Origin of the sequence: Psychrobacter sp. FME6 (genome assembly GCF_014861365.1) — a bacterium.
In the GTDB taxonomy this organism is placed as follows: Bacteria; Pseudomonadota; Gammaproteobacteria; order Pseudomonadales; family Moraxellaceae; genus Psychrobacter.
On sequence record NZ_RRYW01000043.1, the window covers coordinates 1 to 25955 of the forward strand.

20 protein-coding genes and 1 pseudogene are annotated in these 25955 nt (G+C 43.7%); 12 read left to right on the plus strand and 9 right to left on the minus strand.

The window, feature by feature from the left end; all coding sequences use genetic code 11:
* From EI162_RS07910 to EI162_RS07920, 3 genes and pseudogenes are all read right to left on the minus strand, one after another.
* The coding region (locus tag EI162_RS07910; RefSeq protein ID WP_192523837.1) for an IS30 family transposase at positions 1-457 on the minus strand (457 nt) is incomplete at its 3' end.
* A 210-nt stretch (positions 458-667) separates the two neighbouring features.
* A pseudogene (locus EI162_RS07915) lies at positions 668-1878 on the minus strand (iron-containing alcohol dehydrogenase).
* Between the two features lie 216 nt (positions 1879-2094).
* Positions 2095-2697, minus strand: a complete 603-nt coding sequence (locus tag EI162_RS07920) for a TetR/AcrR family transcriptional regulator (protein WP_192523838.1) — start codon at positions 2695-2697, stop codon at positions 2095-2097.
* Positions 2698-2997: 300 nt separating this feature from the next.
* Here EI162_RS07920 and EI162_RS07925 point away from each other — a divergent pair, with 300 nt between their 5' ends.
* Positions 2998-4488 (plus strand): aldehyde dehydrogenase family protein, encoded by a 1491-nt coding sequence (locus EI162_RS07925; protein WP_192523839.1) that lies wholly within the window; start codon positions 2998-3000, stop codon positions 4486-4488.
* 306 nt (positions 4489-4794) lie between these two features.
* On the opposite strand, the gene EI162_RS07930 is transcribed toward EI162_RS07925, so the two are convergent.
* Complete coding sequence (locus tag EI162_RS07930) at positions 4795-5022, minus strand: hypothetical protein (protein ID WP_192523840.1); 228 nt, start codon at positions 5020-5022, stop codon at positions 4795-4797.
* A gap of 285 nt (positions 5023-5307) precedes the next feature.
* On the opposite strand from EI162_RS07930, the gene EI162_RS07935 reads away from it, so the two are divergent.
* Positions 5308-6549 (plus strand): NnrS family protein, encoded by a 1242-nt coding sequence (locus tag EI162_RS07935; RefSeq protein WP_192523841.1) that lies wholly within the window; start codon positions 5308-5310, stop codon positions 6547-6549.
* A 172-nt stretch (positions 6550-6721) separates the two neighbouring features.
* Positions 6722-7243 (plus strand): Rrf2 family transcriptional regulator, encoded by a 522-nt coding sequence (locus EI162_RS07940; protein ID WP_192523842.1) that lies wholly within the window; start codon positions 6722-6724, stop codon positions 7241-7243.
* A gap of 124 nt (positions 7244-7367) precedes the next feature.
* On the opposite strand, the gene EI162_RS07945 is transcribed toward EI162_RS07940, so the two are convergent.
* Together EI162_RS07945 and EI162_RS07950 are read right to left on the minus strand one after the other, a co-directional pair.
* Positions 7368-8114 carry a hypothetical protein gene (locus tag EI162_RS07945; RefSeq protein WP_192523843.1) on the minus strand — a complete coding sequence of 249 codons (747 nt, stop codon included), beginning with the start codon at positions 8112-8114 and terminating at the stop codon, positions 7368-7370.
* A gap of 177 nt (positions 8115-8291) precedes the next feature.
* Positions 8292-9272 carry a dienelactone hydrolase family protein gene (locus EI162_RS07950; RefSeq protein WP_192523844.1) on the minus strand — a complete coding sequence of 327 codons (981 nt, stop codon included), beginning with the start codon at positions 9270-9272 and terminating at the stop codon, positions 8292-8294.
* A 473-nt stretch (positions 9273-9745) separates the two neighbouring features.
* Here EI162_RS07950 and EI162_RS07955 point away from each other — a divergent pair, with 473 nt between their 5' ends.
* The 8 genes from EI162_RS07955 to mmsB all read left to right on the plus strand — a co-directional run bounded on the left by EI162_RS07955 (position 9746) and on the right by mmsB (position 21611).
* A complete protein-coding gene (locus EI162_RS07955; RefSeq protein WP_225736932.1) occupies positions 9746-10870 on the plus strand; it encodes an MFS transporter in 1125 nt (374 codons plus the stop codon).
* Between the two features lie 444 nt (positions 10871-11314).
* Positions 11315-12973 (plus strand): fatty acid--CoA ligase, encoded by a 1659-nt coding sequence (locus EI162_RS07960; protein ID WP_192523845.1) that lies wholly within the window; start codon positions 11315-11317, stop codon positions 12971-12973.
* Positions 12974-13198: 225 nt separating this feature from the next.
* Positions 13199-15271, plus strand: a complete 2073-nt coding sequence (locus EI162_RS07965) for a propionate--CoA ligase (protein WP_192523846.1) — start codon at positions 13199-13201, stop codon at positions 15269-15271.
* A gap of 289 nt (positions 15272-15560) precedes the next feature.
* Entirely contained in the window at positions 15561-17045 is a 1485-nt protein-coding gene (locus EI162_RS07970; protein WP_192523847.1) for a CoA-acylating methylmalonate-semialdehyde dehydrogenase, read from the plus strand.
* 185 nt (positions 17046-17230) lie between these two features.
* Positions 17231-18391, plus strand: a complete 1161-nt coding sequence (locus EI162_RS07975) for an acyl-CoA dehydrogenase family protein (protein WP_192523848.1) — start codon at positions 17231-17233, stop codon at positions 18389-18391.
* Between the two features lie 80 nt (positions 18392-18471).
* Positions 18472-19254, plus strand: a complete 783-nt coding sequence (locus EI162_RS07980) for an enoyl-CoA hydratase (protein WP_192523849.1) — start codon at positions 18472-18474, stop codon at positions 19252-19254.
* A gap of 60 nt (positions 19255-19314) precedes the next feature.
* Entirely contained in the window at positions 19315-20547 is a 1233-nt protein-coding gene (locus EI162_RS07985) for an enoyl-CoA hydratase/isomerase family protein (protein ID WP_192523850.1), read from the plus strand.
* A 128-nt stretch (positions 20548-20675) separates the two neighbouring features.
* A complete protein-coding gene (gene mmsB, locus EI162_RS07990; protein ID WP_192523851.1) occupies positions 20676-21611 on the plus strand; it encodes a 3-hydroxyisobutyrate dehydrogenase in 936 nt (311 codons plus the stop codon).
* A 203-nt stretch (positions 21612-21814) separates the two neighbouring features.
* On the opposite strand, the gene EI162_RS07995 is transcribed toward mmsB, so the two are convergent.
* Positions 21815-22573 carry an IclR family transcriptional regulator gene (locus EI162_RS07995; protein ID WP_192523852.1) on the minus strand — a complete coding sequence of 253 codons (759 nt, stop codon included), beginning with the start codon at positions 22571-22573 and terminating at the stop codon, positions 21815-21817.
* Positions 22574-23174: 601 nt separating this feature from the next.
* Between EI162_RS07995 and EI162_RS08000 the strand changes: the two genes are divergently transcribed.
* Positions 23175-24110 carry a hypothetical protein gene (locus tag EI162_RS08000; RefSeq protein ID WP_192523853.1) on the plus strand — a complete coding sequence of 312 codons (936 nt, stop codon included), beginning with the start codon at positions 23175-23177 and terminating at the stop codon, positions 24108-24110.
* Between the two features lie 263 nt (positions 24111-24373).
* On the opposite strand, the gene EI162_RS08005 is transcribed toward EI162_RS08000, so the two are convergent.
* A complete protein-coding gene (locus tag EI162_RS08005; protein ID WP_225736931.1) occupies positions 24374-24994 on the minus strand; it encodes a 4'-phosphopantetheinyl transferase family protein in 621 nt (206 codons plus the stop codon).
* 131 nt (positions 24995-25125) lie between these two features.
* Positions 25126-25644, minus strand: a complete 519-nt coding sequence (pal, locus tag EI162_RS08010; protein ID WP_192523854.1) for a peptidoglycan-associated lipoprotein Pal — start codon at positions 25642-25644, stop codon at positions 25126-25128.
* Between the last annotated feature and the right edge of the window lie 311 nt (positions 25645-25955).

The window sequence follows — 25955 nt, forward strand, 5'->3', positions numbered from 1 at the left end:
TACAAGGGCGCTCATGAATCGAGACTCTGTCATTGATACGGCCTCGGGTCTCAGCCGTTAGTCGCTTACGGTAAGGTTTGGCTTTGCGTCTGAGACACTGCCATAACGTGCCGCCTTGTCTCTTGTCACGCCAGATATAGCGATAGATGCTCATGTGACTAATACCACCATGAACGCCGGCTATTTGTTCAGGACTCCAGCTGTCTTTTAGCTTGTCTGTGACCCAATCCCATACATCAGCGATGATAGTGAAAGCATTGTTAGAGCGTCTGTCACAAGCCTTGTTATGAGCATGATTAGCTCGGTAACCTCGCAGGCTTTTATTACGCCTAAGCTCTCTTGATATGGTGCTGGGACTTCTGTTTAACGCCCTCGCTATAAATTTAATACTATGTTTTGCCCCTTTAAGGGCATAAATCTGGTATCGTTCCCCTAGGCTTAGATGTGTATAGTTCATGGTTGCAATCTCACTTTGGTCGGTGGATAAAAACTTTGATGCTAGCGCATCTAGGTCTTTTTTTCACCTCACATTTGGTATTGCACTTCATGTGTTAATCTAAGTTTTAAATTGAATCTACTGTACTAAGTACTGAATGATTACTAAGTACTGAATGATTGCCATAAATAGCATGGCTATATGTACTGCTTATTACTACGGTGTTTCTTCTTAAGATGCTTTACTAGTCACGGCACGTTGTAGAATACGGCGCGATACTGCTAAGTCATTCTTACCGTGCTCACCCAGCTTGACCATTTTGTGTGCTTCTAGCTGTTTAATAATAGGATCAATGGCTGACTCATCTAATTCTGCATCAGCTAAGCTTACTGGCAACCCAAGCTCACGGAAGAAGTTTTCAGTCTTAACAATAGCGGCTTCAATAACATCGTCGTCATTTTGGCTGGCGTCGCTTTCAATATTCCAGACGTTACGTGCATATTGCAATAGCTTGTCTTTTTTGCTGTCTTTGAGCTCACGCATCACAGATGGCAAGACAATCGTCAGTGTACGTGCATGGTCAATAGCGTGTAGTGAAGTCAGCTCGTGACCGATCATATGCGTCGTCCAATCTTGTGGAACCCCTGTACCGATTAGACCATTCAGCGCCATCGTGGCCGTCCACATAATATTCTTACGTGTTTCTAAATTTTCTGGATCCGCTTTAACCGTTGCGCCTTCTTCAATCAAAATCTTAAGCAAGCTTTCGGCAAAGGCATCTTGTACTTTGGCATTGACGGGATAAGTCAAATACTGCTCAATGACGTGGACAAAAGCATCAGCAACCCCGTTCATCACTTGACGCTTAGGTAGTGTTAAGGTTTTAGTCGGATCTAAAATCGAGAATTTAGGGAAAGCTAATGGGTTACCAAAGGGTAGTTTTGCTTGGCGTTCGCTATGATTGACCACGCCGCCCGAATTCATCTCAGAGCCAGTGGCTGGAATGGTCAATACTGCGCCCAAGTCGATGGCAGAATCGATATTTTTGCAATAGCTGGTGAGTGCCTCCCATGCTTTATCACGTGAGACAGCGCCGTTGTCTTCGGTTAGTGAAGACACCAACGCGACAAACTTACTGCCATCGATAACTGAGCCGCCACCGACCGCGAGTAAGAAGTCGATATTGTGCTCATTGACCATATCAGCAGCTTTCAATAGGGTAGTGAACTCGGGGTTTGGCTCGATACCACCAAACTCACTTCACGGTTACCGCTCGCTGCTAACGCGTCTTTTACTTCGTCTAGTGTGCCTGTGCGCTGTGCTGAACCGCCACCATAAGTGATAAGTACGCGGGCATCAGTTGGGACTAAGTCTGAAAGTTGTTTGATTTGTTCTTCACCGAAGACGATACGTACTGGATTGTAATATTGAAAGTTATTCATAAGAATCCTAATGTTAATTGTAAATTTATTAGAGGTGTATTAAGTATATGAGTCGCAAAAATGTCAGTAGCAAATTAGCCATTTCGTTTTTTGCATCTGGAGGCATTGTACATTAAATAGACCAGTCGTCTAGTAGTATTTACAAAACTCTCTTATAACTCGATTATTTTAGGCTGTGTCGTGTACTGATGAATCGCTAAAATGTTGCTAATAGCATTAGCGTCCCATTTGTGAGGTGGTCATTTGCCATACTTCTGCAAGCGGAGTATTGGTTTGACTGATTTTGGCAATTAAGCTGGCGCCAAGCCAAGCAAAGTACCAGCGCTTGGCCATGCTTTCGGCCGCTATATTTTCAGGCTGCGGTACAGAGTTGTCTGCCCAACCCGCTTTTATTTGTTCGCTAAGCCAAGCGATGGTTTGCTGATAGCCAGCATTGAGCGCTATACGCATGGGCTCTGACATATCAGCTACCTCAGCGCTAAGCTTGACCACCAAGCATTTTTCATGATCACAGCCATTTTGCTGGGTGTCATACCAGTTCTGAAAGTAATTGTAGAGCTTTTGCTGAGCATCGACGTTCTGATGGGCAATGCTATCTAAACGCGCCTTATAATTGGTAAAGTAGTGACTGATAATGGCTTCCCCAAAAGCTTCCTTTGAGGCGAAGTAATGATAAAACGAGCCTTTAGGTACACCTGCTGTGTCTAGTATCTGTTTGATACCGACAGCCGTGAAACCCTTTTTGGCGATCAGCTGATAGCCTATTTCTAATAAGTGGGTTTTTGTATCGGGTGCAATGGTGGTTGATTGAGCAGACATACGGGTAATGTCCTCCTAGGATGTTAGATAGTATAAGGTTGTTTAGATGGTATAAATGTGATTCATTAAGACTTCTATTAACCTTAGATCTTGTCTTTATTTATAAGCTGATTATAAGCGGGCATTTTTTAAGATTACTTTTAAGGTTACGTTTTTCAACAATACTTAATGACAAATGCTTCTCGCTTTTAGTGCCTCTATGGTAGCATTAGACCAGTCGTCTAGCAAGTTGCGTTTTGATTTGCTAGCTATAAAGCTTCATTTAAAGTCAAAAAAACAAATAAATAAATAAGGATAATTATGTCAACTGATACCAATAGCACTAAAGCCAATGCTTATAAGAATTTTCACCTGCAATATATCGCAGGGGAGTGGCAAAGCGGTAAAGATGATAGCGTCAATACCAATGTCAATCCATACAATGGCGATACGCTAGTAGAGATTCAGCAAGCCACGGATAAGCAGCTGGATGAGGCTTATAAAGCCGCCAATGCAGCACAAAAAGAATGGGCGCAAAAAACCCCAATCGAGCGTGCTTCTGTTCTATATAGCGTGGTCAATATCTTAGATCAGCGTCAAGATGAAGTTGTCGATTGGCTTATCAAAGAGTCTGGCAGCACGCGCATTAAAGCGCTGGCAGAGTTTGGTAATGCGCGGGCGATTACGCTTGAGGCTGCAACTTTCCCTAACCGTGTGCATGGCGAGATTCGCCCATCTAACACCCCTGGCAAAGAAAATTTCATTTATCGTGAGCCAATCGGAGTCGTCGCCGTTATCAGCCCATGGAATTTCCCGCTACATTTGACCCAGCGTTCTATCGCGCCAGCATTAGCCCTTGGCAATGCAGTCGTATTAAAGCCCGCAAGTGATACGCCAATTACTGGTGGTTTACTGCTCGCAAAAGTATTTGAAGAGGCAGGTCTGCCAAAAGGACTGCTCAACGTCGTCGTTGGTGCTGGTAGCGAAATAGGCGATGCTATCGTGACCCATGATATCCCAAGCTTGGTATCGTTCACTGGCTCAACCTCAGTCGGCAAGCATATTGGCGAGCTGGCCAATGGCGGTGATTACATCAAGCAAGTAGCGCTTGAATTAGGGGGCAACAGTCCATTTGTGGTACTAAAAGACGCTGATATTGAGCAAGCGGTCAAAGCAGCGGTCTTTGGTAAGTTTCTCCATCAAGGGCAAATCTGTATCGCTATCAATCGCATTATCGTTGAAGATGAGATTTATGATGATTTTGTTGAGCGTTTCTTGGCTCATGTTAAAACCTTAAACGTTGGCGATCCTAACAAAAAAGACACGGCAGTCGGTCCAATCATCAATGAAAAACAAGTTGAATCACTCAAAGACAAAATCGCTAAAGCACAGCAAGAAGGTGCCAAAATGCTATTGAGCGGTGAGATTAAAGGTCAGCTAGTGCCTCCGCATATCTTTACCAATGTCACCCGAGAGATGGATTTGTCACGCCATGAAGTGTTTGGGCCATTGGTTGGCATCATTCGTGCCAAAGACGAAGATGATGCACTATCGATAGCCAATGACTCCATGTATGGTCTGTCTAGCGCTGTGTTCACAAAAGATATGGCAAAAGGGTTGCGCTTCGCTCGTGGCATTAGAGCGGGCATGACACATATCAACGATGTCTCTGTGAACGATGAAAGTAACGTACCATTTGGCGGTGAGAAAAATTCAGGTATTGGCCGTTTCAATGGTGAGTGGGTACTAGAAGAATTCACCAGAACGCATTGGATTTCGATGCAACATGAGCCACGCGACTATCCATTCTAGTAGCTATAGGTAGTTCTAAATAAAGTCGATACGTTGTTAGCCAAGTGCCACTGTTATAAATTTCTCTTGCTTGCGTGACAGAGGCTGCGAAAAATTTACTCCAGTAGTACTCGTATCGCTTTTAAAGTGAATCAACTATATCTGTTCTAATGTTAGGCGTTTTAGGATTGGTCATTCCAAGCTTGCCTGTCTTAAGCCTGTATTCTTGGCTTGTGGCTTAGCGCTTGAATATAAAAAAATACTGCCATAATGGCAGTATTTTTTTATCCATAAGAGAGGGTGTTATGCTACTTCTTGCGTTTTTATTTACAAATGAAAGCCTAAGGTATCCTGAATTTCTTCGATAGTCATATGCTTGACCAGCGCTTGTTCTTCTACCGATAAGCGGTTGGTGTGCTCTTTTATCATGATATGGATACTGCGAGCGACTTCAGATGTCGGGGCATAATACATCTGTGGCGCTTCTTTGGTCAGTTTCATCAAAAATTTATTGATGATTTTATGCCTTTCAGTCAAAGTGTGTTTTTCAGTCATGACATTCTCCTAAGTATAAACCATTTAAGCAGTCAGGTTGACGAGTGTCAATGCTTATGACTAGAATAACCTAGAGCGTGCCCCCAATTCAAACGGTGGACATCTAGATGGATTAAAAAATGGCTAGGGCGTGTTGAACATTCAGCCATGGCACTGGCAGGGCTATGTTAAAGTACATCAACTATATAGTGTTAAACAGATTGAATAATCTGTAACATTCATTTAAAATGAATGTTACGAAGTTAACGATAAAACTAAGACAAAATCAATCCTAAGAAGATCGCTATGCAATCAATCAGTTTACCTAGCAAGCCACCTAGCTCTCCACACCCTATTCTTAATTTGAGCTTTCGCATATTTTTTAGTGCTGCCGCGCTATTTGCGGTGTTAACAATGGTGCTATGGGCTTTTGTATTTACGGGTCATACAGATATTGACGCACAAGTATTAAATCCGCTGTATTGGCACGGCCACGAGATGGTTTATGGTTATGCATTGGCGGTCATCGCAGGGTTTTTGCTGACCGCGGTGAAGACTTGGACAGGGGTAATGATGCCGCATGGCTACAAGCTACTGGGCATATTTGGCTGTTGGTTGCTGGGACGTCTTGGTTGGATAGGCTTTGGGCTTGGCTTGACGGTTGCTGGTAGCAGTATATCGTTGCTATATGCAGCGGCAGTGTTTGATTTATTATTTATAGGCACCATGGCATGGGTGATATCACGAGCGGTATTACAGGTTAAGCAATACAAGCAAATGGGTATCTTAGCAAAACTGGTATTACTAACCCTCGGTAATGGGCTTTGCTATTGGGGTGTTATCAATGCCGATATGAATATGACCAAAATAGGCATCTATCTGGGTTTTTATTTAATCATTGGTTTGGTTTTGACTATTGGCCGCCGCGTGGTGCCATTCTTTATTGAGCGTGGTCTGAGTATGGGGACGACGGAAGTCATTAAGCTGCGTAATAGTAACGTACAAGATGTCGCAAGCTTATTGTTCTTTTTAGCCTTTTTTATCAGTGATTTATTTTACCCTAATAAGTACTTGCTGACGATTACGGCGCTTGGCGTCGCAGTGGTTAATATCGTTCGCTTAGTAGGGTGGTACCATCGCAGGATTTGGCAAAAACCATTGCTTTGGTCGCTATATATCGCGTTCTTGGGTATGTGTTTGAGTTTCTTACTGTACGCGCTACAACCGTGGTTAGGCTATACTCATAGTATGGCTATGCATGGGCTGGCGATTTCTGGTGTGGGGATGATGACGGTAGCGATGATGACCCGGGTCTCGCTTGGGCATACGGGACGCAGCATTCATCAGCCACCCAAAACGGTAAACTTTATGTATGGTTTGATGGTGCTGGTGTTTGTTAGCCGAGTGCTGTTGCCACTAGCCGATATGAGTCATTATCTATTATGGATTATGATTGCTCAAGGCGCATGGATTGCTTGCTTCGTGCTGTTTTGTATCAGTTATTTGCCGCTGCTGGCGCGTCCTAGACCCGATGGTTTGTTTGGCTAGAGCGTTGTAATGCTACCGTTGCCAAAAAGCGACTCTTTTTATCAAGATCGATTTACTGGCTACTTGAATTTATGTGGCATAGATACGATTCTATGAGTACGATAAGGTTTAAATGCCGGAGTTTAGGCCGATAAATATTTGAAAAATTTATATGAAATAGGAGCGCACATAAATGCGACTAACCAATTATAGTGATTATGCACTGCGCTCGTTAATCTATTTAGCCGTGAGACCAGAGCCACCATTACTCGCAAACATCAGTGATATTGCCGATAGTTATGGTATTTCTAAAAGTCATTTGACCAAGATTATTCACCAATTGGGTCAGCTGGGTTATATAGAGAGCGTGCGCGGTAAGAATGGCGGAATACGCTTGGCATGTGCGCCTAAAGACATCAATTTGGGCGTACTGATTAAACAGATAGAACCTGATTTTGATTTGGTCGAGTGCTTTGCGACACCAGAGAATGATGGTAGTAATGACGGTCGTCATGTGCATTCGGCAGGCCTGCCGATCACCCTTATCGATGAAACAAAGCATAAATCATCAGGCTGTGTGATTAGCCCAGCATGCCAACTAAAAGGGGTGTTCTTTGAGGCGCTAACCGCATTTCTTAAAGTCCTTGAGGGTTATACATTGGCAGATATTATTAATAATCAGGATGAGCTGACAACATTACTGTTTCGAGCGTAATTTATTTCGAGTAGCATTATTTAAATAACCCCCATAAGTTTGTCCAACTTATGGGGGTTATTTTACTTGGCAACTTCATTTGGCAACCTTCTTTCTTTTCTACATTGGTAGCATACGTCAGAAGCTAAGCATTTTCTAACTTTGGACGAGCTTTATCAATCGCTTTTAATAGTGCCACTTCAAACTCACCTGTGTTAAACGTCACTAAGTACGAATGTGCAGCGCAGAAGTTGCGCACATCGCGCCATTCATGGGCCAAATGGGTTGCCCAATCACAATATTGCTTACCTGCGTTTGGCTCATTTTTTAGTGCTTTTTTGGTCGTTGGGTGTAGTATTAGCTCGGGCAGTACCGCCTCTAATAGCTTCATCGGTGGGCTCATAAAAGTATCGTCGACGTGTAGGCTTTGGCTGGCAGGATGGTATGCCAATAGTGAGCCTGCATGAATCATCTCATTGGGTGAGATGTAATGGATGCCCTCTGACATTGAGAACTCAAGCTCAGGGTAGCGCTGAGCGACAGCATTACTTTCGACCAAATCGTCTGCCCACTGTACTTCAGGAATTTTTTTATGATGACGGCTGCTGCCATAAAATGTCGCTTGCGGGAAGTCTTTTGCCATTTGCGCACAATGAACGGTATGAAAAGGATGTACGTTTAGTACCGCTTCGACATCTTGCCCATTATTGGTCAATGCCATGATTTTATTGCGTACCTCATCAGTGAGCGCGTAGCTGTCCAAAAATACAAAGCGCCCCGAGTCTAGCTTCACTAGTGAGCACTGGGTGCCAATATTTAAGACACCACCAATGCGAAATGAGCCGCGTATATTCCAAAAACCTGACCCCAAATCATGTATTTTATCGCTCATTGATACTTATCCTTAGAATTTATTTTATCAAATTATTTTAGTGATGAATGCTGATGATTGACATTGACGCTTTTGATTATGTTTTTTTAAGCACGCAAAGTCTATAATAAAAAAGATAGAAGTAATGTAGATGTGTAAAAATTAGAAAATGTTTATTTATATATAATCAGCCGATTATCAACAGTTTTTATAGTCGTAAGCCGAGATGCGCGGGCTATTATTATAATTTTCATTATCACATAAAAACTTATCAAAGCGGGTGTCATTATTAATATAACGATGCATAAAGGCTATGCCAGGTTTACTGAGTAATATCTCATTAAAGCGATAACTCGGGCAAAAGTGACTGCCGTTTTTTATCTCTATCTTCATTTTAGGCCCAGACGCATGGCTATAAAAGACATCGCTATGTTTCTTATTGGAAGCAATACGGTCATTTTGGCAGCTAATAAACAGCGCTGGTGTGTCCATGTCGGCATAGTCTTTATTATGATAGGGCGTTTGCGGAATAATGGCACGAACGGCACTGCGCTCTGTTGCCAAACGAAGCGCACCGCCACCGCCCATTGACCAGCCAATAGCACCCAAACGCTGGCTATCTATCTGATTGCCAACCGTGCTGTCATCAATAATGTGATCGAGGGCTGCACTCAATTGAGTTGCACGATTGTCTGGATCGTCATAGATAGAGTTGGTGTTGATGGTAATAACCACAAACCCCCAAGAAGCCAGGCGCGGTCCCCACCACTTGATAGAGGCTTCGTAAGACACATAACCGGGTATCACCGCGATACCGCCTAACAGACCACAGCCGCCAGCATTGGTTGGATAATGAATGGTTCCACCACCAAAGCCGTTTGCTAACTGGCGAGGCACATGCTTGCGAGCCACAGAAAAAGGACCGTTATCGCGGGTGTCTGAAAGCTCAGTCGCAGTAATGACGCTATCAGTAATACAGTTCGACGTTGTTGCTACTGAAGATTTGGTTAATACTTTAAAGGCGGAATCTTTGGTTGAGAGTTCTTTGATTGGCAATGCTTTTTTTGGTAAAACTTTGATTTGTGTTACTTCGTTTGACGTGACCGCCGACACATTGATAGAAGAAAGCAGTGCGCTTATAGCGGTAATCAAGCGTGGGGAAACAGTATTTTTTAGCATGATAGATAATCTGTTATTGGTAAGTTGTGTTTTTCTGCAGGCGGAATAATAGTAGACAGTAATCCATTAGCTGTCAAAAATAACAGTCACCTCTCCAGTGTTGAGAGTAATCAGTAGCATTCGTCTCGGTTTTAAAGTGAAGCCACTATAAATAACACAACGCCAATAACACACCGAAACCTGAGTCTAGTAGATGATGTGATAAAATAATAAGTCACGCATCGTTTTATCTTGAGCATAAGCTCAGATACTATCGTCTTACTCCCATCATCCATGTCTATCTAGCCTAGCTAAAAAAGGCATCCAATACAGTCAGTACTATTTTGAATAATACAAATAATGAAACCAAAAATAACCCCCAAATAAACCATCATAGCCGAGCGTCTGATACAGAGACGGTAACGGATCCAGATTATCAGCTGCCATTTTATGCGCCTTCATGGATATTAAAACTGACAATTTGCATGATTGGTATGTTTGCTTTTTTGCAGGTTTATTCTATTCAGGCAATTTTGCCCGTATTAATGATGGATCTGTCTGCAACCGAGGTACAAGCAGGAATGGTTGTTGGTGCCACGGTGATGGCAATTGCTATCATGTCACCGTTTTTGGGGATGCTGTCTGATGCCGTTGGCCGCAAATCTTTTATCGTTGGGGCATTGTTGTTTTTAGCAATACCCACTGCTTTGATCGCCCAAAGTCCCAGTATTGGCTGGATGGGGATGTGGCGGTTTATGCAGGGCTTGTCTGTACCCGGTATTACGGTGGTGACCATTGCTTATATTGGTGAAGAGTTCGAGGGCAGTGCAGTCACCGAGCTGATGTCGTTTTATGTGTCAGGTTCGGTACTCGGTGGGTTTCTAGGACGGTTTATACTTGGGCATTTACATGAGCTTATTGGCTGGCGTGCAGGCTATTATGTTATGGCAGCCATGACCTTAATAGGGGCGCTGTGGGTAAGTAAGATGCTGCCATCGTCACGGCACTTTATGGCTAATCCAAATTTTCGTTCGGCAATGCAAACACTCGGTGAGCACCTGACCAATCGTTATGTAGTGACTGCCTGCCTATTGGGCGCTTGTGTACTTTTTTCGCTAGTGGGCTGTTTTACCTTTATCAATCTGCATCTTGCTGGTACGCCTTATGAGTTAAGTACGGGCGCGCTTGCCAATATTTTTGCCGTATATTTAATTGGGGTTATCATCACGCCGTTATCGACCACCTTGCTACGCCGATTTGGGTCAGCACGTACCGTTCGAGTAGCGGTTGTGATATCGATGATTGGTGTGCTACTCACACTTGTGACGCCATTATGGGGCATTATCGTTGGGCTTGCCATTATGTCATCGGGCGTATTTGTCACCCAAGCTGCGACCATCAGTTATATTGCGGTGAATGTTAAAAAAGGTCGCTCCTTGGCTTCTGGTTTATATTATATGGGTTACTACGCTGGCGGCACTATGGGTGCATGGTTGTGCGGAATTGTCTACGCGCGTGGGCAATGGTCGCTCACGGTGTGGTTGTTGTTATTTGTACAAGTGCTGGCCTTACTAATCGCCAGCGTTGGCATGGTAAAAACAAGGGCCCGCACGAATTAATTTGATCTTTTAAAGGTGTTTTTATCACTAGGGCATGTCCTCAATCTGAACGAAATCAACTAAATGGGCTAAAAATGGCTAAATCTTGCCAAACTGTGTCAAATAGCTGGCTAATATCTTGATATTATCTGTGCTATTTTCCTTGTTTGACTGCAATTTATCTCGTTTTTATCACCATTTTCAAAATGAGGACACGCCCTAGTTTGATATATCACAATCACAACAATATTTAAATGATAGTTATCGAATTGATAGTCGTATGATACTTACGCAAGCAGGCTTTACATGGTCTGGGTTTTTTCCTACTATCGAAAGGTGCTTTATTCAAAATAATGATAACCATGCTAAGTAATAAGGCTGAATAATAAGGCTAAACGATAATAAAGCGATGCGCTATAAAAGCCATTGGAATTAACCAAAATAACCCACAAGGACGTCAAATTTATGTCAAATATTTATCATAGCGCACCCTCTGCATACGATTATCCTTTAATCGTAAAGCAACTACTGAACCGTGCCAAAACAGTGTCGCTCGATCAAGAGATTGTTTATGCCGACAAAAAACGCCTCACTTATAAAGATTTATTTAATCGTATTAATCGTTTGGCGAATGTTTTAGAAAATCTGAATCTTGCTGCTGGTGATGTGGTGGCAGTCATGGATTGGGACAGTAATCGATATCTTGAGTCGTACTTTGCGGTACCGATGTCGGAGTATATTTTGCAGACGGTTAATATTCGCCTGTCACCAGAAAAAATCCTCTATACCATCAACCATGCTAAACCCAAAGTACTGATGCTCAACTCTGAGTTTGCGCCATTGGTCAAAAACTATCAGTTTGAAAACTCAAGCATTGAGCATATTATTTGGCTTGATGATAATGGCGCGTCGTACGAAGGCGTATTCGGTGGCAACCAAAACCGCGTAGTAGGAGAGTATGAAGCTTTATTAGAAGCTGCTGATGACAGTTTTGATTTCCCAGACTTTGATGAAAATACCATTGCTACCACCTTTTATACCTCAGGCACCACAGGCGATCCAAAAGGTGTGTTTTTTAGCCATCGTCAATTGGTGTTACACAGCTTGGCGGAAGTGGCGACCCTTGGTATGTTACCCAATAAGCAGGGTGTCAGTTATGGTGATGTTTATATGCCGATGACGCCAATGTTCCACGTTCATGCATGGGGTTTTCCGTTTACCGCGACCATGACTGGTTTAAAGCAAGTCTATCCGGGTCGTTATGCTCCTGATGTATTGATGGATTTGATTATCAATGAAAAGGTAAGTATTACCCATTGTGTACCGACGATTTTGCAGATGGTACTCAAAGAGGCGCAGGATCGTGGCGCCAGTTTTAATGGTTTAAAAATGATTATTGGCGGCTCAAAGTTGACCGAAGGTTTGGCAAAGGCTGCCATGGCGCAAGATATCGAAGTTTACACCGGCTACGGTATGTCTGAGACAGCGCCGCTCATTAGTTTGACTGAGTTCAGCCTCAATGAGCCTGAGATGTCTGAGGAAGAAGATATTGCTCGTCGTTGTATGACAGGTAAGCCGGTACTAATGGTTGACGCCCAAATATGGAATACTAGCAATGAGCCGGTTGGTACGGGTAAAGACAATACCGGTGAGCTGGTATTACGAGCGCCTTGGTTGACCCAAAGCTACCTTAAAAATGACGATGCCGGTAAAGAGCTGTGGGAAAGTGGCTATATGCATACCCAAGATATCGCTTATGTACGCCCTGACGGCTATATTAAAATTACCGATCGTCTCAAAGACGTGATTAAGTCGGGTGGCGAATGGATATCTTCATTAGAGATTGAGACGATTCTATCGCTGCATCCATCGGTGGCTGACGTATCGGTGATTGGTATTCGCGATGAACAGTGGGGCGAGCGTCCATTAGCATTGGTAGTGCTCAAACCAGAATGTCAGGATACCAAAGCCGAGGATATCAAAGCACTGGCTGAGCAGGCTGTGACACGCGGTATTATTCCTAAGTATGGTGTACCAAGTCAGTTTAAGTTTGTCGATGAGCTACCAAAGACTTCTGTCGGTAAACACGACAAAAAAGTGATGCGTGAGATGTATGATAAGTAGACCTGAGATTGAGGACACGCCCTAGATAGGTCTAATTATTTTGTATTATGGGCTAAGAAGATTACACGCTTAATAGTTGACCTTTACCATTAGCTCTGTTACATTTTAAACCGATACGTTGTGTATCGGTTTATTATTTCTGGCAAGGATTGCCAGTTATATATTATGATATTATCTAATAAGGCCGTATTGCATCACCCATCGTTTACGCTAAGGACAGCCATTATGAGCGAGCAAACTATTAATCAAAGCAGCAGCCAAGCTGTTAATCAAAACCCTAATCAGGCATCTGATCCAACCTCTCAAACATCATCTGATACTAGCCAAAATTTTGCCGATATATATCATGATTCAATCAATAATCGTGAGGATTTTTGGGCGCAGCAAGCAAAACGTATCTACTGGCATAAAGCGCCTGAGCAAATCCTTGATGACAGCAATCTGCCTTTCGCTAGATGGTTTGTCGGTGGCGAGACCAATCTTTGCTATAACTGTGTTGATCGTCATCTTGAAGAACGCGCAGAGCAAGATGCTTTTATTTGGTTATCATCAGAGATTAATCAAGAATTGATAGAAACCTTTCCAACCGTCGTTGATGCCTTTAACGACTTGGGCAATAACGTTGAGCTTTATACGGACTATACCAAGCGCCGCCTAACCTATAATGATCTTTATAAAGAAGTTAATTACTTTGCCGATGTATTGCAACGTCAGGGTATTCAAAAAGGCGATCGCGTCATTATTTATATGCCAATGATTTTAGAGGCGGCATATGCGATGCTCGCGTGTGCGCGCATTGGTGCGGTGCATTCAGTGGTATTTGGCGGATTTGCCGCGCATAATTTAGCCATTCGTATGGATGATGCCGAAGCAAAAATGGTCATCACCGTCGATGCGGGTCTGCGTGGTGGCAAAGTCATTAATTATAAAAGCCTAGTCAACCAAGGTGTTGAGCAAGCTACGGTCAAGCCTGAACATGTGATGGTGGTCAACCGCGGTATTTTACCGTTTGAGCGAAAAGATATTGATGTCGATTATGCCACTGAACGCCGAATCAGCTGCGACGCCAATGCTATTGTTGAGCCAGTTTGGCTAGAGTCCAATACACCTTCGTATCTGCTCTATACTTCAGGTACGACTGGTACGCCAAAAGGGGTACAGCGTGACACCGGCGGTCATGCGGTGGCAGTGACTACGTCGATGGATTATATCTACGATGGTAAAGCGGGCGAGACTTTTTGGGCGATATCCGATATCGGCTGGGCCGTTGGGCACTCTTATACCATTTATGCGCCATTGCTCGCTGGCATGACCAGTGTTATGTATGAAGGTTTGCCGCATCGACCAAATCCAGGAATTTGGTGGCGAATTGTAGAAGCCAATAAGGTCAATATTCTATTCACCGCACCGACTGGTGTGCGTATGCTCAAAAAGCAAGATGAAACGTGGATGACGCGCTACGATGTTTCTAGTTTAAAATCATTCTTTTTGGCAGGCGAGCCACTTGATGAATCGACTGCCGGTTGGCTAACCAAGCATTTGGGTGTGCCAATTTTAGATCATTATTGGCAGACCGAATCAGGCTGGCCTATTTTAAGCAATACGCCTAAATTCAATGATAAGCCGCACAAACAAGGCTCACCCGGTTACCCAATGTATGGCTATGATGCCCAAGTAATTAATGAAGAAACTGGCGAGGCGTGTGCAGCTGGCGAAAAAGGTTTGCTGGCGATTCGTGCACCATTGCCACCCGGTTGCTTGACTACAGTTTGGCGTAATGATAAGCGCTTTATCGACAGCTATTTTAGCCTAACGGACAGCAATCAATATTCAACGTCAGACTATGCCGTCGTTGATGAGGATGGTTACTTCCATATTCTTGGTCGTACTGATGATGTCATTAACGTCGCTGGTCATCGACTCGGCACCCAGGAAATTGAAGAGGCGATTAGTACCCATCCCCAGATGGCAGAATGTGCTGTTGTGGGTATTCAAGATGAATTAAAAGGCGAGCTGCCCATCGCGTTTTGTGTCCTAAAAGACCACGAACAGGTCGCGACCACCGAAAACCGCTTCCGTATCGAGCAGCAAGTGATTGGCGCTGTAGTCAAGTCTCTTGGCGGTATTGCAAGACCAGCAGCGATTTACTTTCCGCAAGCACTGCCAAAAACTCGCTCTGGCAAAATCCTACGCCGTGCTATTCGCGCTTTGGCAGAAGGCAAGGAGACAGGCGATATGTCAACGCTTGACAATCCCGTAGCGATTGATGCTATTAAAAAGTCTATGAAAGACTATTGATAAGCTAAACTTTTATCATTATCTTATTTCAGTAAAGAAAAGCTCATGAACAACCATGGGCTTTTTTTATTTCTTAATTAAGTATAATTTTAATTGATTCACATAAACCTTGATAAAAGTTAGATAAACGCTTGACCCTAAAATTGGTTTATTGTTATAGTCAATAACGATACGAAATAAATCATTTTAAAATTAAAAGTTATTGATGAAAACTTATGGTTTTTACTCACTCTTAAGAATATAAAGACACCGTTAAATGGTAGTCTTGCAAACAAGATAAGGATATCTTATGCATCACGTTCAGCAGCTCATCAATGGTCAATTCGTTGATTCTAATACTAACGAATGGATTGATATTACCGATCCAGCCACTCAAGAAGTTATCGCTAAAGTCCCGCAAACGACGGATGATGAAATTAATCAAGCCGTCGCTGCGGCCCAAACCGCTTTTCAAACCTGGCGCAAAACGCCCATTACCACCCGTGCCCGCATCTTTTTGAAATATCAGGCCCTGATTCGTGAGCACATGGACGAGCTGGCAGAAACCTTGACCGCAGAGCAAGGCAAAACCATTGCCGATGCGCGTGGTGATGTATTCCGTGGTTTAGAAGTGGTCGAGCATGCAGCAGGTATTGCTAACTTGCAGATTGGTGATTTTGTAGAAAACGTTGCTTCAGGCGTCGATACTTATAGTATTTGGCAGCCATTAGGTGTTTGTGCTGGTATCACCCCGTTTAACTTCCCAGCGATGATTCCACTTTGGATGTTCCCAATGGCAATTGCCACGGGTAATACTTTTATCCTAAAACCATCTGAACAAGATCCCATGGTCACGATGCGTCTGGTAGAGCTCGCCATCGAAGCGGGTGTCCCTGAAGGGGTGCTTAACGTGGTGCATGGCGGCAAAGCAACCGTCGATGCAATTTGTGACCATCCAGATATTAAAGCTGTCTCATTCGTTGGCTCTACCAACGTCGGTAAACACGTCTATGAGCGTGCCAGTCAAGCAGGTAAGCGTGCCCAGTGTATGATGGGCGCTAAAAACCATGGCGTTATCTTACCTGATGCCAATAAAGAGCAAACACTCAATCAGCTAGCAGGTGCCGCATTTGGTGCTGCCGGTCAACGTTGTATGGCGCTGTCTGTCGTTGTTCTTGTCGGTGCCGCTGGTGAATGGATTGATGACATCAAAGCCAAAGCAGAAGGCTTAATCGTCTCAGCGGGTAAACATGATAAAGACTTAGGTCCGCTAATTTCGCCTGCCGCAAAAGCGCGTGTTGAGCATTTGATTGGTACAGGGGTAGAAGAAGGGGCAAGCTTGTTGCTTGATGGTCGTGGTATTACGGTCGAAGGTTATGAGAAAGGTAACTTCGTTGGTCCAACGATTTTTGATAATGTCACTGCGGATATGCAAATTTATAAAGAAGAAATATTTGGACCTGTATTATGTATTATGCGCGCCAATAGCTTAGATGAAGCGATTGAGCTACTTAATGCCAATCCACATGGTAATGGCACGGCAATCTTTACTCAATCAGGGGCTGCCGCGCATAAATTCCAACAAGATGTACAGGTCGGTCAAATCGGTATTAACTTGCCGATTCCTGTGCCACTACCGATGTTCTCATTCTCAGGCTCACGCGCTAGTAAGCTTGGTGATTTAGGTCCTTATGGTAAGCAAGCCGTTCAGTTTTATACGCAAACCAAGACAGTCACTGCGCGTTGGTTTGATGATGAGGCAAGCCGCGGCGTTAATACCACTATTTCAATCTAACGTTAATCATTTATATTGGCAGCATAGCGTTAATATTGCTTAGTATTTTTTAGGAAAAGCCTGATTTTATGATTGTCGCTATGCCGCTGCTATACTGTAGATACAACACTGTATAAACCACATTAGACTGACGGCTTATAACGTTCTCTCCACCATATTTGCTATGCACGCACAAGGATGACCCTATGGATTTTTCATTGACCGATGACCAAATCGCCTTTCGTCAAACTGCCCGTCAGTTTGCGCAAAAAGAGCTAAAGCCAAACGCGGCTGAGTGGGATCGCACCTCACATTTTCCAATTGATGTGATTAAGAAATCAGGTGAGCTTGGTTTTTTGGGACTGTATACCAATCCAGAATATGATGGTTTGGGCTTGCCACGCTTAGATTCTGCTATGGTTTTTGAAGAGTTGGCATGGGGTGATACGGCTGTTGCTGCCTATATGAGTATTCATAATATGGCTGGCTGGATGATTGGTGAATATGGTAGCGACGCGTTATGCAAAAAATATTTGCCCAACATGATCAGTGGCGAATGGCTTGGCAGCTATTGTTTAACCGAACCCAATGCTGGCTCTGATGCGGCTTCTCTACGTACTAAAGCCGATAAGCAAGGCGAGTATTACCTGCTTAATGGTGAAAAAACCTTTATCTCAGGGGCAGGCTCAACCGATGTGTTGGTGGTTATGGCACGTACGGGCGCTGCAGGACCCAAAGGCGTTTCAGCATTTGTGGTTGATGCCGACAGCGCTGGTATCGAATATGGCAAAAACGAGCATAAAATGGGCTGGAAAGCGCAGCCAACGCGTACCATTAGCTTTAAAGATGTCAAAGTGCCAGCAGAGAATCTCATTGGCGAAGAAGGCCAAGGCTTTCGTATCGCCATGAAGGGCTTAGATGGCGGTCGAATTAATATTGGGATTTGTGCAGTTGGTACCGCGCAAGCAGCACTTGAGACAGCGACCAATTATGTGCAAGAGCGCAGCCAGTTTGGTAGCCCAATTGCCAGCTTACAATCAGTACAGTTTAAGCTGGCTGATATGCTGACTCAAACTATTACCGCACGGCAAATGCTCTATCTAGCGGCTAATAAAGTCGATAATAAGGATGCGCAAGCTTCTACTTATTGTGCGATGGCCAAGCGATTATCGACTGATCTTTGTTTCGATGTCGCTAACGAAGCTCTACAGTTACACGGTGGTTATGGTTATCTAAACGAATATCCACTTGAGCGCCATGTCCGTGATTTACGCGTGCATCAAATTTTAGAAGGCACCAATGAAATCATGCGCGTGATTGTTTCACGTCAGCTGCTACAAGACGATGCGCTAAGTCAGTTACGCTAAGCAGTTTATATAAATAGATAATTTGCTTATTCGAATTTATCAATAAAGCGATTTTATAAAAATTATAATAAGGATGTTTTATGACGGATTACACTAACTTAAACTTATCGATTGACGGTCATACCGCCACAATCACACTCAATAACCCACCTGCCAACACTTGGACGATGGACAGTCTAAAGGCGCTTAAGCAATTGGTTGCTGATCTAAATGCTAATGATGATATTTATGCCTTAATCGTTCATGGCGATGGTGAAAAGTTCTTTTCAGCGGGTGCCGACTTGAACAATTTTGCCGACGGTGATAAAGGTCGCGCGATCAGTATGGCGATTGCTTTTGGCGAAGCGTTCGAAGCATTATCAGCCTATCGCGGCGTCAGTATCGCGGTTATCAACGGCTATGCGATGGGCGGTGGACTTGAATGTGCGCTGGCTTGTGATATTCGTATCGCAGAAGCGCATGCACAAATGGCATTGCCAGAGACTGGTGTGGGCTTATTGCCATGCGCAGGCGGCACGCAAAATCTAACGGCTCTCGTCGGTGAAGGCTGGGCAAAGCGCATGATATTGTGCGGTGAGCGCGTCGATGCAGAGACCGCATTACGTATTGATTTAGTCGAAGAAGTCACGGCAAAAGGTGGCGGTTTATTAGCAGCACAAGCATTGGCACAAAAGGTCGCTAAGCAATCGCCGGTTGCCGTTAGCTATTCTAAAGCGCTTATCCAAGCGGCTAGAAACACACCGCCTGCGCAAAACCTTATCCATGAGCGCGAAGCTTTCGTTAAGCTGTTCGATACAGAAGATCAGCGCGAAGGTGTACAAGCCTTCTTAGAGAAGCGCAAACCAAATTGGCAAAATAAGTAAAGTTTACTGCTTTATTTTTAAGCATAATATTTTTTCATTTAATTTTTGTAGGTCACTTTTATGACAGCAGCTATAGAAGATACAGCACAAGACGCGCCAGTATTGTTTGAGTCGGAGCCGACAGATTGTGGGCACCTGATTGGGATAATGACACTAAATACACCCAAATCGCTCAATGCGTTAAGCGTTGAGATGTGTCAGTTATTATCGCAACAGTTAACGCAGTGGCAAAGTGATGATCAAATGGTAGCGGTTGTTTTAAAAGGCGCTGGCGATAAGGCGTTTTGTGCAGGTGGTGATATCCGTAAGCTATATGACAGCATGTCTAGCAGTGCACCGCTACCGAATCCGTATGCCACAGAGTTTTTCGGTAATGAATATAACCTTTACCGACAAATGCATTTTTACTCTAAACCATTAATACTGTGGGGCGATGGCATCATTATGGGTGGCGGCATGGGGCTAATGGCGGGTTGTAGTCATCGTCTGGTCACTGAGCGTACCCGCTTTGCGATGCCTGAGATTACCATTGGCTTATTCCCTGATGCCTCCGGTAGCTGGTTCTTGCAGCGTATGCCTGCCAAAACAGGTTTATTCTTAGGGCTAACGGGTGCGATGTGTAATGGTAATGACGCACTATTGGCCAATCTTGCAGAGTATGCCGTTGCCAGTTCTGATTACGATGCCATTATACAGCGCTTAAAACAGAGTAATTGGCAATCGGGAGCTGATAGCACAGATAAAGGTCATAACAATAGCGCTCATAATATCGTCAGTCGCGCACTGGCAGCACAAACGGTAGCCGAATTGCCTGCTAGCAAATTAGCAGCCTACTGGCATCCGATTCAGCAGCTGATGAATAGTGGCGGTTTGAGTGACATTGATGCTTTGCTACAAAGTGATGAGGCGCTTGCACAGTTAGATAAAGATTTTGCTGCAGACAGCTGGACACAGCGAGCCGTGGCTACCTATCGACATGGCTGTCCGGTGACTGCTGCCTTGACCCATGCGCTTTATTATAAGGTTGCTGATTTATCGTTAGAGCAAGTGCTGTATCTAGAGACTAATGTCGCGGTACATTGTGCCGCTAATCCCGACTTTAAAGAAGGTGTGCGTGCGCTGTTAATTGACAAAGACCGCAATCCACAATGGTCGCGTTCGTTGGCAGAGTGCCTCAGCGCCGAAGGACAAGAATATATTGAGCAGCACTTTGTAAGTCCTTATGCTAAAGATGAGCATCCTTTTGGGGACTGGCTGGGCGATGAGTCACTATGCAGTCAGCTCGTACGCTAAGAATAGAGTTTTGCGATTTACCATAACGATTAAATTTAAAAAGTCTAGGGTGTGTCCTCATTTTAAAGAGAGCACGCCCTAAATAAATGCAGAATTAATAACACAATCAACCATCAAGGAATGATGAGATGAATACAAAGGATACGAATACCACTAATACTGATAAGCCAGATATCGCCTTCATTGGGCTTGGCAACATGGGCGCACCGATGGCGGAGAACTTATTAAAGGCAGGTTATGCGCTATCTGTCTATGATTTATCTGAAGAGGCAACCCAGCGTTTACAGCAATCAGGCGCTCGCGTTGCAGCCAGTCCAAAAGATGCGGCAAGCAATGCTCAAGTCGTCATTAGCATGTTGCCTGCTGGCACGCACGTTCATTCTGTTTATTTAGGCGATGAGGGCTCTGAAGGCTTATTGGCGCAGCTCCCTAAAGGCACACTAGTGATTGATAGTAGTACCATCGCTGCGGCTGATGCAAGGACAGTGGCAGAAGCCGCAAGCAAGCTTGGCATAGACTTTCTCGATGCGCCAGTCTCTGGTGGTACGGGCGGCGCTATTGCAGGCAGCCTGACCTTTATCGTGGGGGGGAGCGAGGAGGGATTTGCCAAAGCCAAGCCGATATTAGGTGTGATGGGCAAGAACATCTTTCATGCGGGCGAGCATGGCGCAGGACAGGTGGCAAAAATATGTAATAACATGCTATTGGGTATCTTGATGGCGGGCACGGCAGAAGCGATTAATTTAGGTGTCAAAAATGGCTTAGACCCTAAAGTGTTGTCAGATATTATGCTGCAAAGTTCGGGTCGTAATTGGACATTAGAAGTCTATAACCCTTACCCGCAAGTGATGGAAAACGTACCTTCGAGTAACGGTTACCAAGGTGGATTTATGAGTAAATTGATGCAAAAAGATCTTAACCTTGCCATGCAAACCGCTAAAAATATCAATGTTGATACCCCTATGGGTGCTAGAGCCACTGAGCTTTATGACGCTCACGCGGTAGAGAATGGCGATAAAGACTTTTCTAGCATTATGGGGCGGCACGATAGCTCGCTACTATAGTTAAAATACTTTAAAAACGCTACCTGCAGTACGTGATGTAGCGATATTACTTCTCACTGACTATATCTTAGAGTGACGGAAGAAGCATAAAAAAAGGTCTTCGCTATTATTGTAGCGAAGACCTTTTTTAGGTTGCCCAGATAGCGTGCGACGGGGATAAACTTTCCTTTTAATAGTGAATCGGCTATATAACACGTTTGAATTTAGCTTTGTAGATCGTAAACCAGTGATTGGATGTCTTGCGCCGCTTTTTGTAAACGTGGCACGTGGGTCAAAAGGTCATCCAAAGACACGCGAATGGTTGGCGCATGAATATACAATGAAGCCAGATAGCGTGATTTTTTGTCCAATATCGGAACCGATACGGCGACCATTTCAGAGATAAACTCTTCATTGTCGATTCCGACGCCAGTGGCTGCGATACGATCCAGCTCTGCATTTAGCGCATCAATATCGGTAATGGTGTTTTTGGTGAATTTGTCTAATGGCAAGCCCTGCAGTATCTTAGCGCGGCTGGCAGCAGATAACTGGCTTAAGTAAAGCTTACCTGTCGCGGTACACCACATCGGTGATTTCGCACCTACTGGCAGGTAAATCTGAATGGGCAGCGTCGTTTTTGCTCGATTGGTATAAATCATACTCATCTGATAAGGCACCCCAATGCCGCAAGTTTCTTTGATCTCATCGACCAGATTTTGCAAAATCATTTGCCGCTCATTAAAGAACAGTCGCTGCTGCCAAAGCTCGACACTCAGATTGCGCACGCGCTTTCCAGGAATGATACCACCACCAATATCGACGGTCACAAACCCGTCGTCGACTAGGTTTTGAATCAATCGATGAATGGTTGGCTTCGGAATATCGAGCGCTTGAGACAGCTCAAGTGGAGAGAGGGGCTTGGCAGCATAGGACACCGCTTCGATAATCTCTAACACACGGGTAATCGACGATACTTTAGGCATATAAATAGCTCAATAGTAGTAAAAAGAATAAAACAGAGAACACCACAACGTTACAACGCTTTAATAAATAAGACCAATAGTGATAAATACGAAGTCTTACAACAAATTTACCATTAGCTCTAATTTAGCATAATCTCAAGCTTAGACAAGGGTTGGTCTTATATATAACCATATTTATGTGAACTGCCAGAATGTTTAAGGCTTTAGCTATAAAAGCAATACTAGATACGTCAACTCACAAAACACAACAAACTGTAGTAATAATCTATATAATAGCCATTGAGTTAAACGACGGGTTAGGTCATCATATTGACATATTTTGTAATACCTTTACATGAACGTTAAGCTACTTAATATTCATGTCGGCGCTGTCCGGTTACTTTGAGAACTTTGTGTAACAGGAATCTCAAGTTTTGCCAGTTGGTGTAGCAATTATTACAATACCTATGCAATCTTTACATAATGGCAAATAAAAAGCGCGTCTGTGGGGGTGACTTTTTGAGCCAAAATTGTTTTAATCTGCTCAACAAAATGATTGTTTAAAAAAAACTGAATTATCATTTTTTACGGGCGAGTTATTTCACACTTTAGGAGAGTACTTATGAAACTTATTAAATTAACAGCCATTTCTGCTGCTGTTTTAGCGTCAACTGCTGCACTTGCAGCTGAGCCAGTTGTTGTTGTTGATGACAATGATGCCGTTGTATACGAAGCAGAGCCAGTTGCTGTCGCCTATGAAGCAGAGCCAGTTGCCGTTGTTGACGACAATGCTGCCGTTGCATATGAAGCAGAACCAGCCAATGTACAAACAGCTAATGCATATAATGCTGATGCAGGCGTAGTACGTAACACTGCTGGTGCTGTAGTTGGTGGTACTAAGACTTTCTTCCAAACAGCTATCAATCCAGCAGCTGTTAGCGCTGAAATCGGTTCATTAGGTTACGGTGCGAACGTTGCTTGGGCACTTAACGACAAAACTGAACTACAAGCTGGTTGGGCAGGTGGCGATGTTGCTGACCTATTTGGCGGTGATTTCGATGCTGGCGACGTAAACTACGACGTTGATGCCGATTTCAGTAACCCATACCTAGGCGTGCAATTACGCCCTGCAGCTAACTGGTTCACTATGGGTGCTGGTATCATCGTACCTGACAACGATATCGACGTGCGTGCTAATGCTGATGGTAAGAATTTCACGCTTGACGGTCAGCAATACAATGCTAAAGCAGTTGGTACTTTAGACGGTACTTTAGAACATCGTAATAAACTAGCGCCATATGGTACGATTGGTTTCCGTCCAAACATCGGTAACAACTGGGGTGTGTTTGGTGAGATCGGTGCCGCATATATGGGTAAAACAACTGCCACAGTTAATGCAGCTGATCCAGATAGCGTAGTTAACTACACAGATGCAAATAATGTAAATCAAGTTACTACTGCAGGCGAAGTTGCTAAGATTGCTGAGCAGGAATTAGAAGATAAAGACTGGTTAGAATGGTTCCCAATCGTTAAATTGGGCGCAACTTACCGTTTCTAATCTAATCACAGCCTAAGTGCTGTTGTTAGAAGAAAAGTAAGCGCAAAAAACGATCCTCTCGAGGGTCGTTTTTTTTGGTCTAAAATAAAGTGATGTTTTTTTTAGAGTAATAATGCTTATATAGTTAGTGAAAAGTAATATCGATACATCACGTACTGCAGGTACTGTTTTTTCTAGCTTGCTGTGCCTATGCAGACAGAGGCTGCAAAAAAACTATACCCGCAGTATCGTAGCGTTTGTAAAGTATTTTAACTATAGATTGGCTAAAAAATGACGACAGTTTGTTGTGGGGATAAGACAGCGAGGTGATAGTCGGTTTGGCAATCTGCAATGATAGTCAAGAACGACTCTGTTTTAGTGCTATTGATCAAGTCAGGTATAAAGTAAGAGTAATCTTTTCCCAAGCCTTGTGCCAGTTTATATTGATGAATTTTTATAAAGCTCTCTTTTATTTGCCATAGCAATCTAGAAACACTGGCATGCTCATGACTGGTTAATTGCGCCAAAGCAGCAACCTCGTTATCGTCATAAAAGCGCTCGGCAACGTGCCATGGAATATCTTGCACTTCGATATCGATGCCAATAGCTCGATATTTGCTTAGAGCGACCGCCACTTTATCTCCTGAGTGGCTAAAGCATACATAGTAACCGCTATTGCTAAGCTGATAGGGAAATTGCGCGTCGTTAAGTATGTCATCGATTCCAAGCTCATCTAGCAAAAACTGTAAGAGTTGTCTGACACCGCTGCGTTGCTGCTCGCGTTTATGCTTGTGCTTATGCTTAAGGTATGGCTGCTCAGTGACAATCTGAGCGGTTATGCACCAAGATTGGCAGTCAAGCTGAGTGTAACGAATATGATGTAGCATTGGGGCTATTATGGGCATGGGCGTCGACATAGACATTGGTATGAGTTTTTAAATAGATGTTTGGCGATTATAGAATGGTCAATAATAAAAGCCCAGCAATATAATATTGCTGGGCTATTTTTAATAGAAGTGAACCGCTATCGGTGAGATTAGTAAGACAACTCAGCACGGCGGTTTTGTGCATAGGCGTCTTCAGTCGTACCAGCAGCAACAGGACGTTCTTCGCCATAGCTGATAACACGAATGTTATTTACCGCAACACCTTGCGTAGCAAGATAGTTACGTGCTGCTTGGGCACGGCGCTCACCTAGTGCGATGTTGTATTCACGGCTACCGCGCTCATCTGTGTGACCAGCGATGACCACACTCGCTGATGGGTTTGAGCTTAGCAATGCGGCGTGTTGGTTAAGAACACTGGCGGCTTGTGAGGTGATTTCACTGCTGTCAAAAGCAAAGTATACCACCGCTTGTAGATTTTCAGCGCCAGTAATCACCGTATTTGAGTTGTCGACGACAACTGCACCAGTGTAGCCTGCTTGCCCAGATGGGATACCTAGTGGGGCAACCACGACCTCAGAAGTCGTACGTTTGGTGGCACAACCTGTGGTTAGAGCAACAGCACTAGATAGTACGGCTAAGGCTGCGATCTTAGAAAAACTGATTGACATAATAAGCTCCTAAAATTTTAATTAATTAACTTTGTTGTTTTAAACTGCTTACGGTAAAACTTAGGCAATTGCTATCTATAATATACTAAATGTTACTTTATGTAAGTAGTATTACTGTAAGTAATTCGAGAAATTACATATAGATATATTGCCTATTATGCCAGCGTTTATCTTTTTCATAAGGTCTAATAGTATCGCATTAACCTATTTTAATTTATGATTACCCTTGAAATCTAGCGGTTTAAGTCAATGTAGCTTAGGGGCTGTATAGAATTCATCTATTAGGACTGCTGATCGCTAAAATAATTCCA

Excerpts from the sequence above, each read along its gene's own strand:
- EI162_RS07920 (WP_192523838.1), bottom strand. The coding sequence starts at position 2,697 with ATGTCTGCTCAATCAACCACCATTGCACCCGATACAAAAACCCACTTA.
- EI162_RS07925 (WP_192523839.1), top strand. The coding sequence starts at position 2,998 with ATGTCAACTGATACCAATAGCACTAAAGCCAATGCTTATAAGAATTTT.
- EI162_RS07930 (WP_192523840.1), bottom strand. The coding sequence starts at position 5,022 with ATGACTGAAAAACACACTTTGACTGAAAGGCATAAAATCATCAATAAA.
- EI162_RS07935 (WP_192523841.1), top strand. The coding sequence starts at position 5,308 with ATGCAATCAATCAGTTTACCTAGCAAGCCACCTAGCTCTCCACACCCT.
- EI162_RS07940 (WP_192523842.1), top strand. The coding sequence starts at position 6,722 with ATGCGACTAACCAATTATAGTGATTATGCACTGCGCTCGTTAATCTAT.
- EI162_RS07945 (WP_192523843.1), bottom strand. The coding sequence starts at position 8,114 with ATGAGCGATAAAATACATGATTTGGGGTCAGGTTTTTGGAATATACGC.
- EI162_RS07950 (WP_192523844.1), bottom strand. The coding sequence starts at position 9,272 with ATGCTAAAAAATACTGTTTCCCCACGCTTGATTACCGCTATAAGCGCA.
- EI162_RS07955 (WP_225736932.1), top strand. The coding sequence starts at position 9,746 with ATGTTTGCTTTTTTGCAGGTTTATTCTATTCAGGCAATTTTGCCCGTA.
- EI162_RS07960 (WP_192523845.1), top strand. The coding sequence starts at position 11,315 with ATGTCAAATATTTATCATAGCGCACCCTCTGCATACGATTATCCTTTA.
- EI162_RS07965 (WP_192523846.1), top strand. The coding sequence starts at position 13,199 with ATGAGCGAGCAAACTATTAATCAAAGCAGCAGCCAAGCTGTTAATCAA.
- EI162_RS07970 (WP_192523847.1), top strand. The coding sequence starts at position 15,561 with ATGCATCACGTTCAGCAGCTCATCAATGGTCAATTCGTTGATTCTAAT.
- EI162_RS07975 (WP_192523848.1), top strand. The coding sequence starts at position 17,231 with ATGGATTTTTCATTGACCGATGACCAAATCGCCTTTCGTCAAACTGCC.
- EI162_RS07980 (WP_192523849.1), top strand. The coding sequence starts at position 18,472 with ATGACGGATTACACTAACTTAAACTTATCGATTGACGGTCATACCGCC.
- EI162_RS07985 (WP_192523850.1), top strand. The coding sequence starts at position 19,315 with ATGACAGCAGCTATAGAAGATACAGCACAAGACGCGCCAGTATTGTTT.
- mmsB (WP_192523851.1), top strand. The coding sequence starts at position 20,676 with ATGAATACAAAGGATACGAATACCACTAATACTGATAAGCCAGATATC.
- EI162_RS07995 (WP_192523852.1), bottom strand. The coding sequence starts at position 22,573 with ATGCCTAAAGTATCGTCGATTACCCGTGTGTTAGAGATTATCGAAGCG.
- EI162_RS08000 (WP_192523853.1), top strand. The coding sequence starts at position 23,175 with ATGAAACTTATTAAATTAACAGCCATTTCTGCTGCTGTTTTAGCGTCA.
- EI162_RS08005 (WP_225736931.1), bottom strand. The coding sequence starts at position 24,994 with ATGCCCATAATAGCCCCAATGCTACATCATATTCGTTACACTCAGCTT.
- pal (WP_192523854.1), bottom strand. The coding sequence starts at position 25,644 with ATGTCAATCAGTTTTTCTAAGATCGCAGCCTTAGCCGTACTATCTAGT.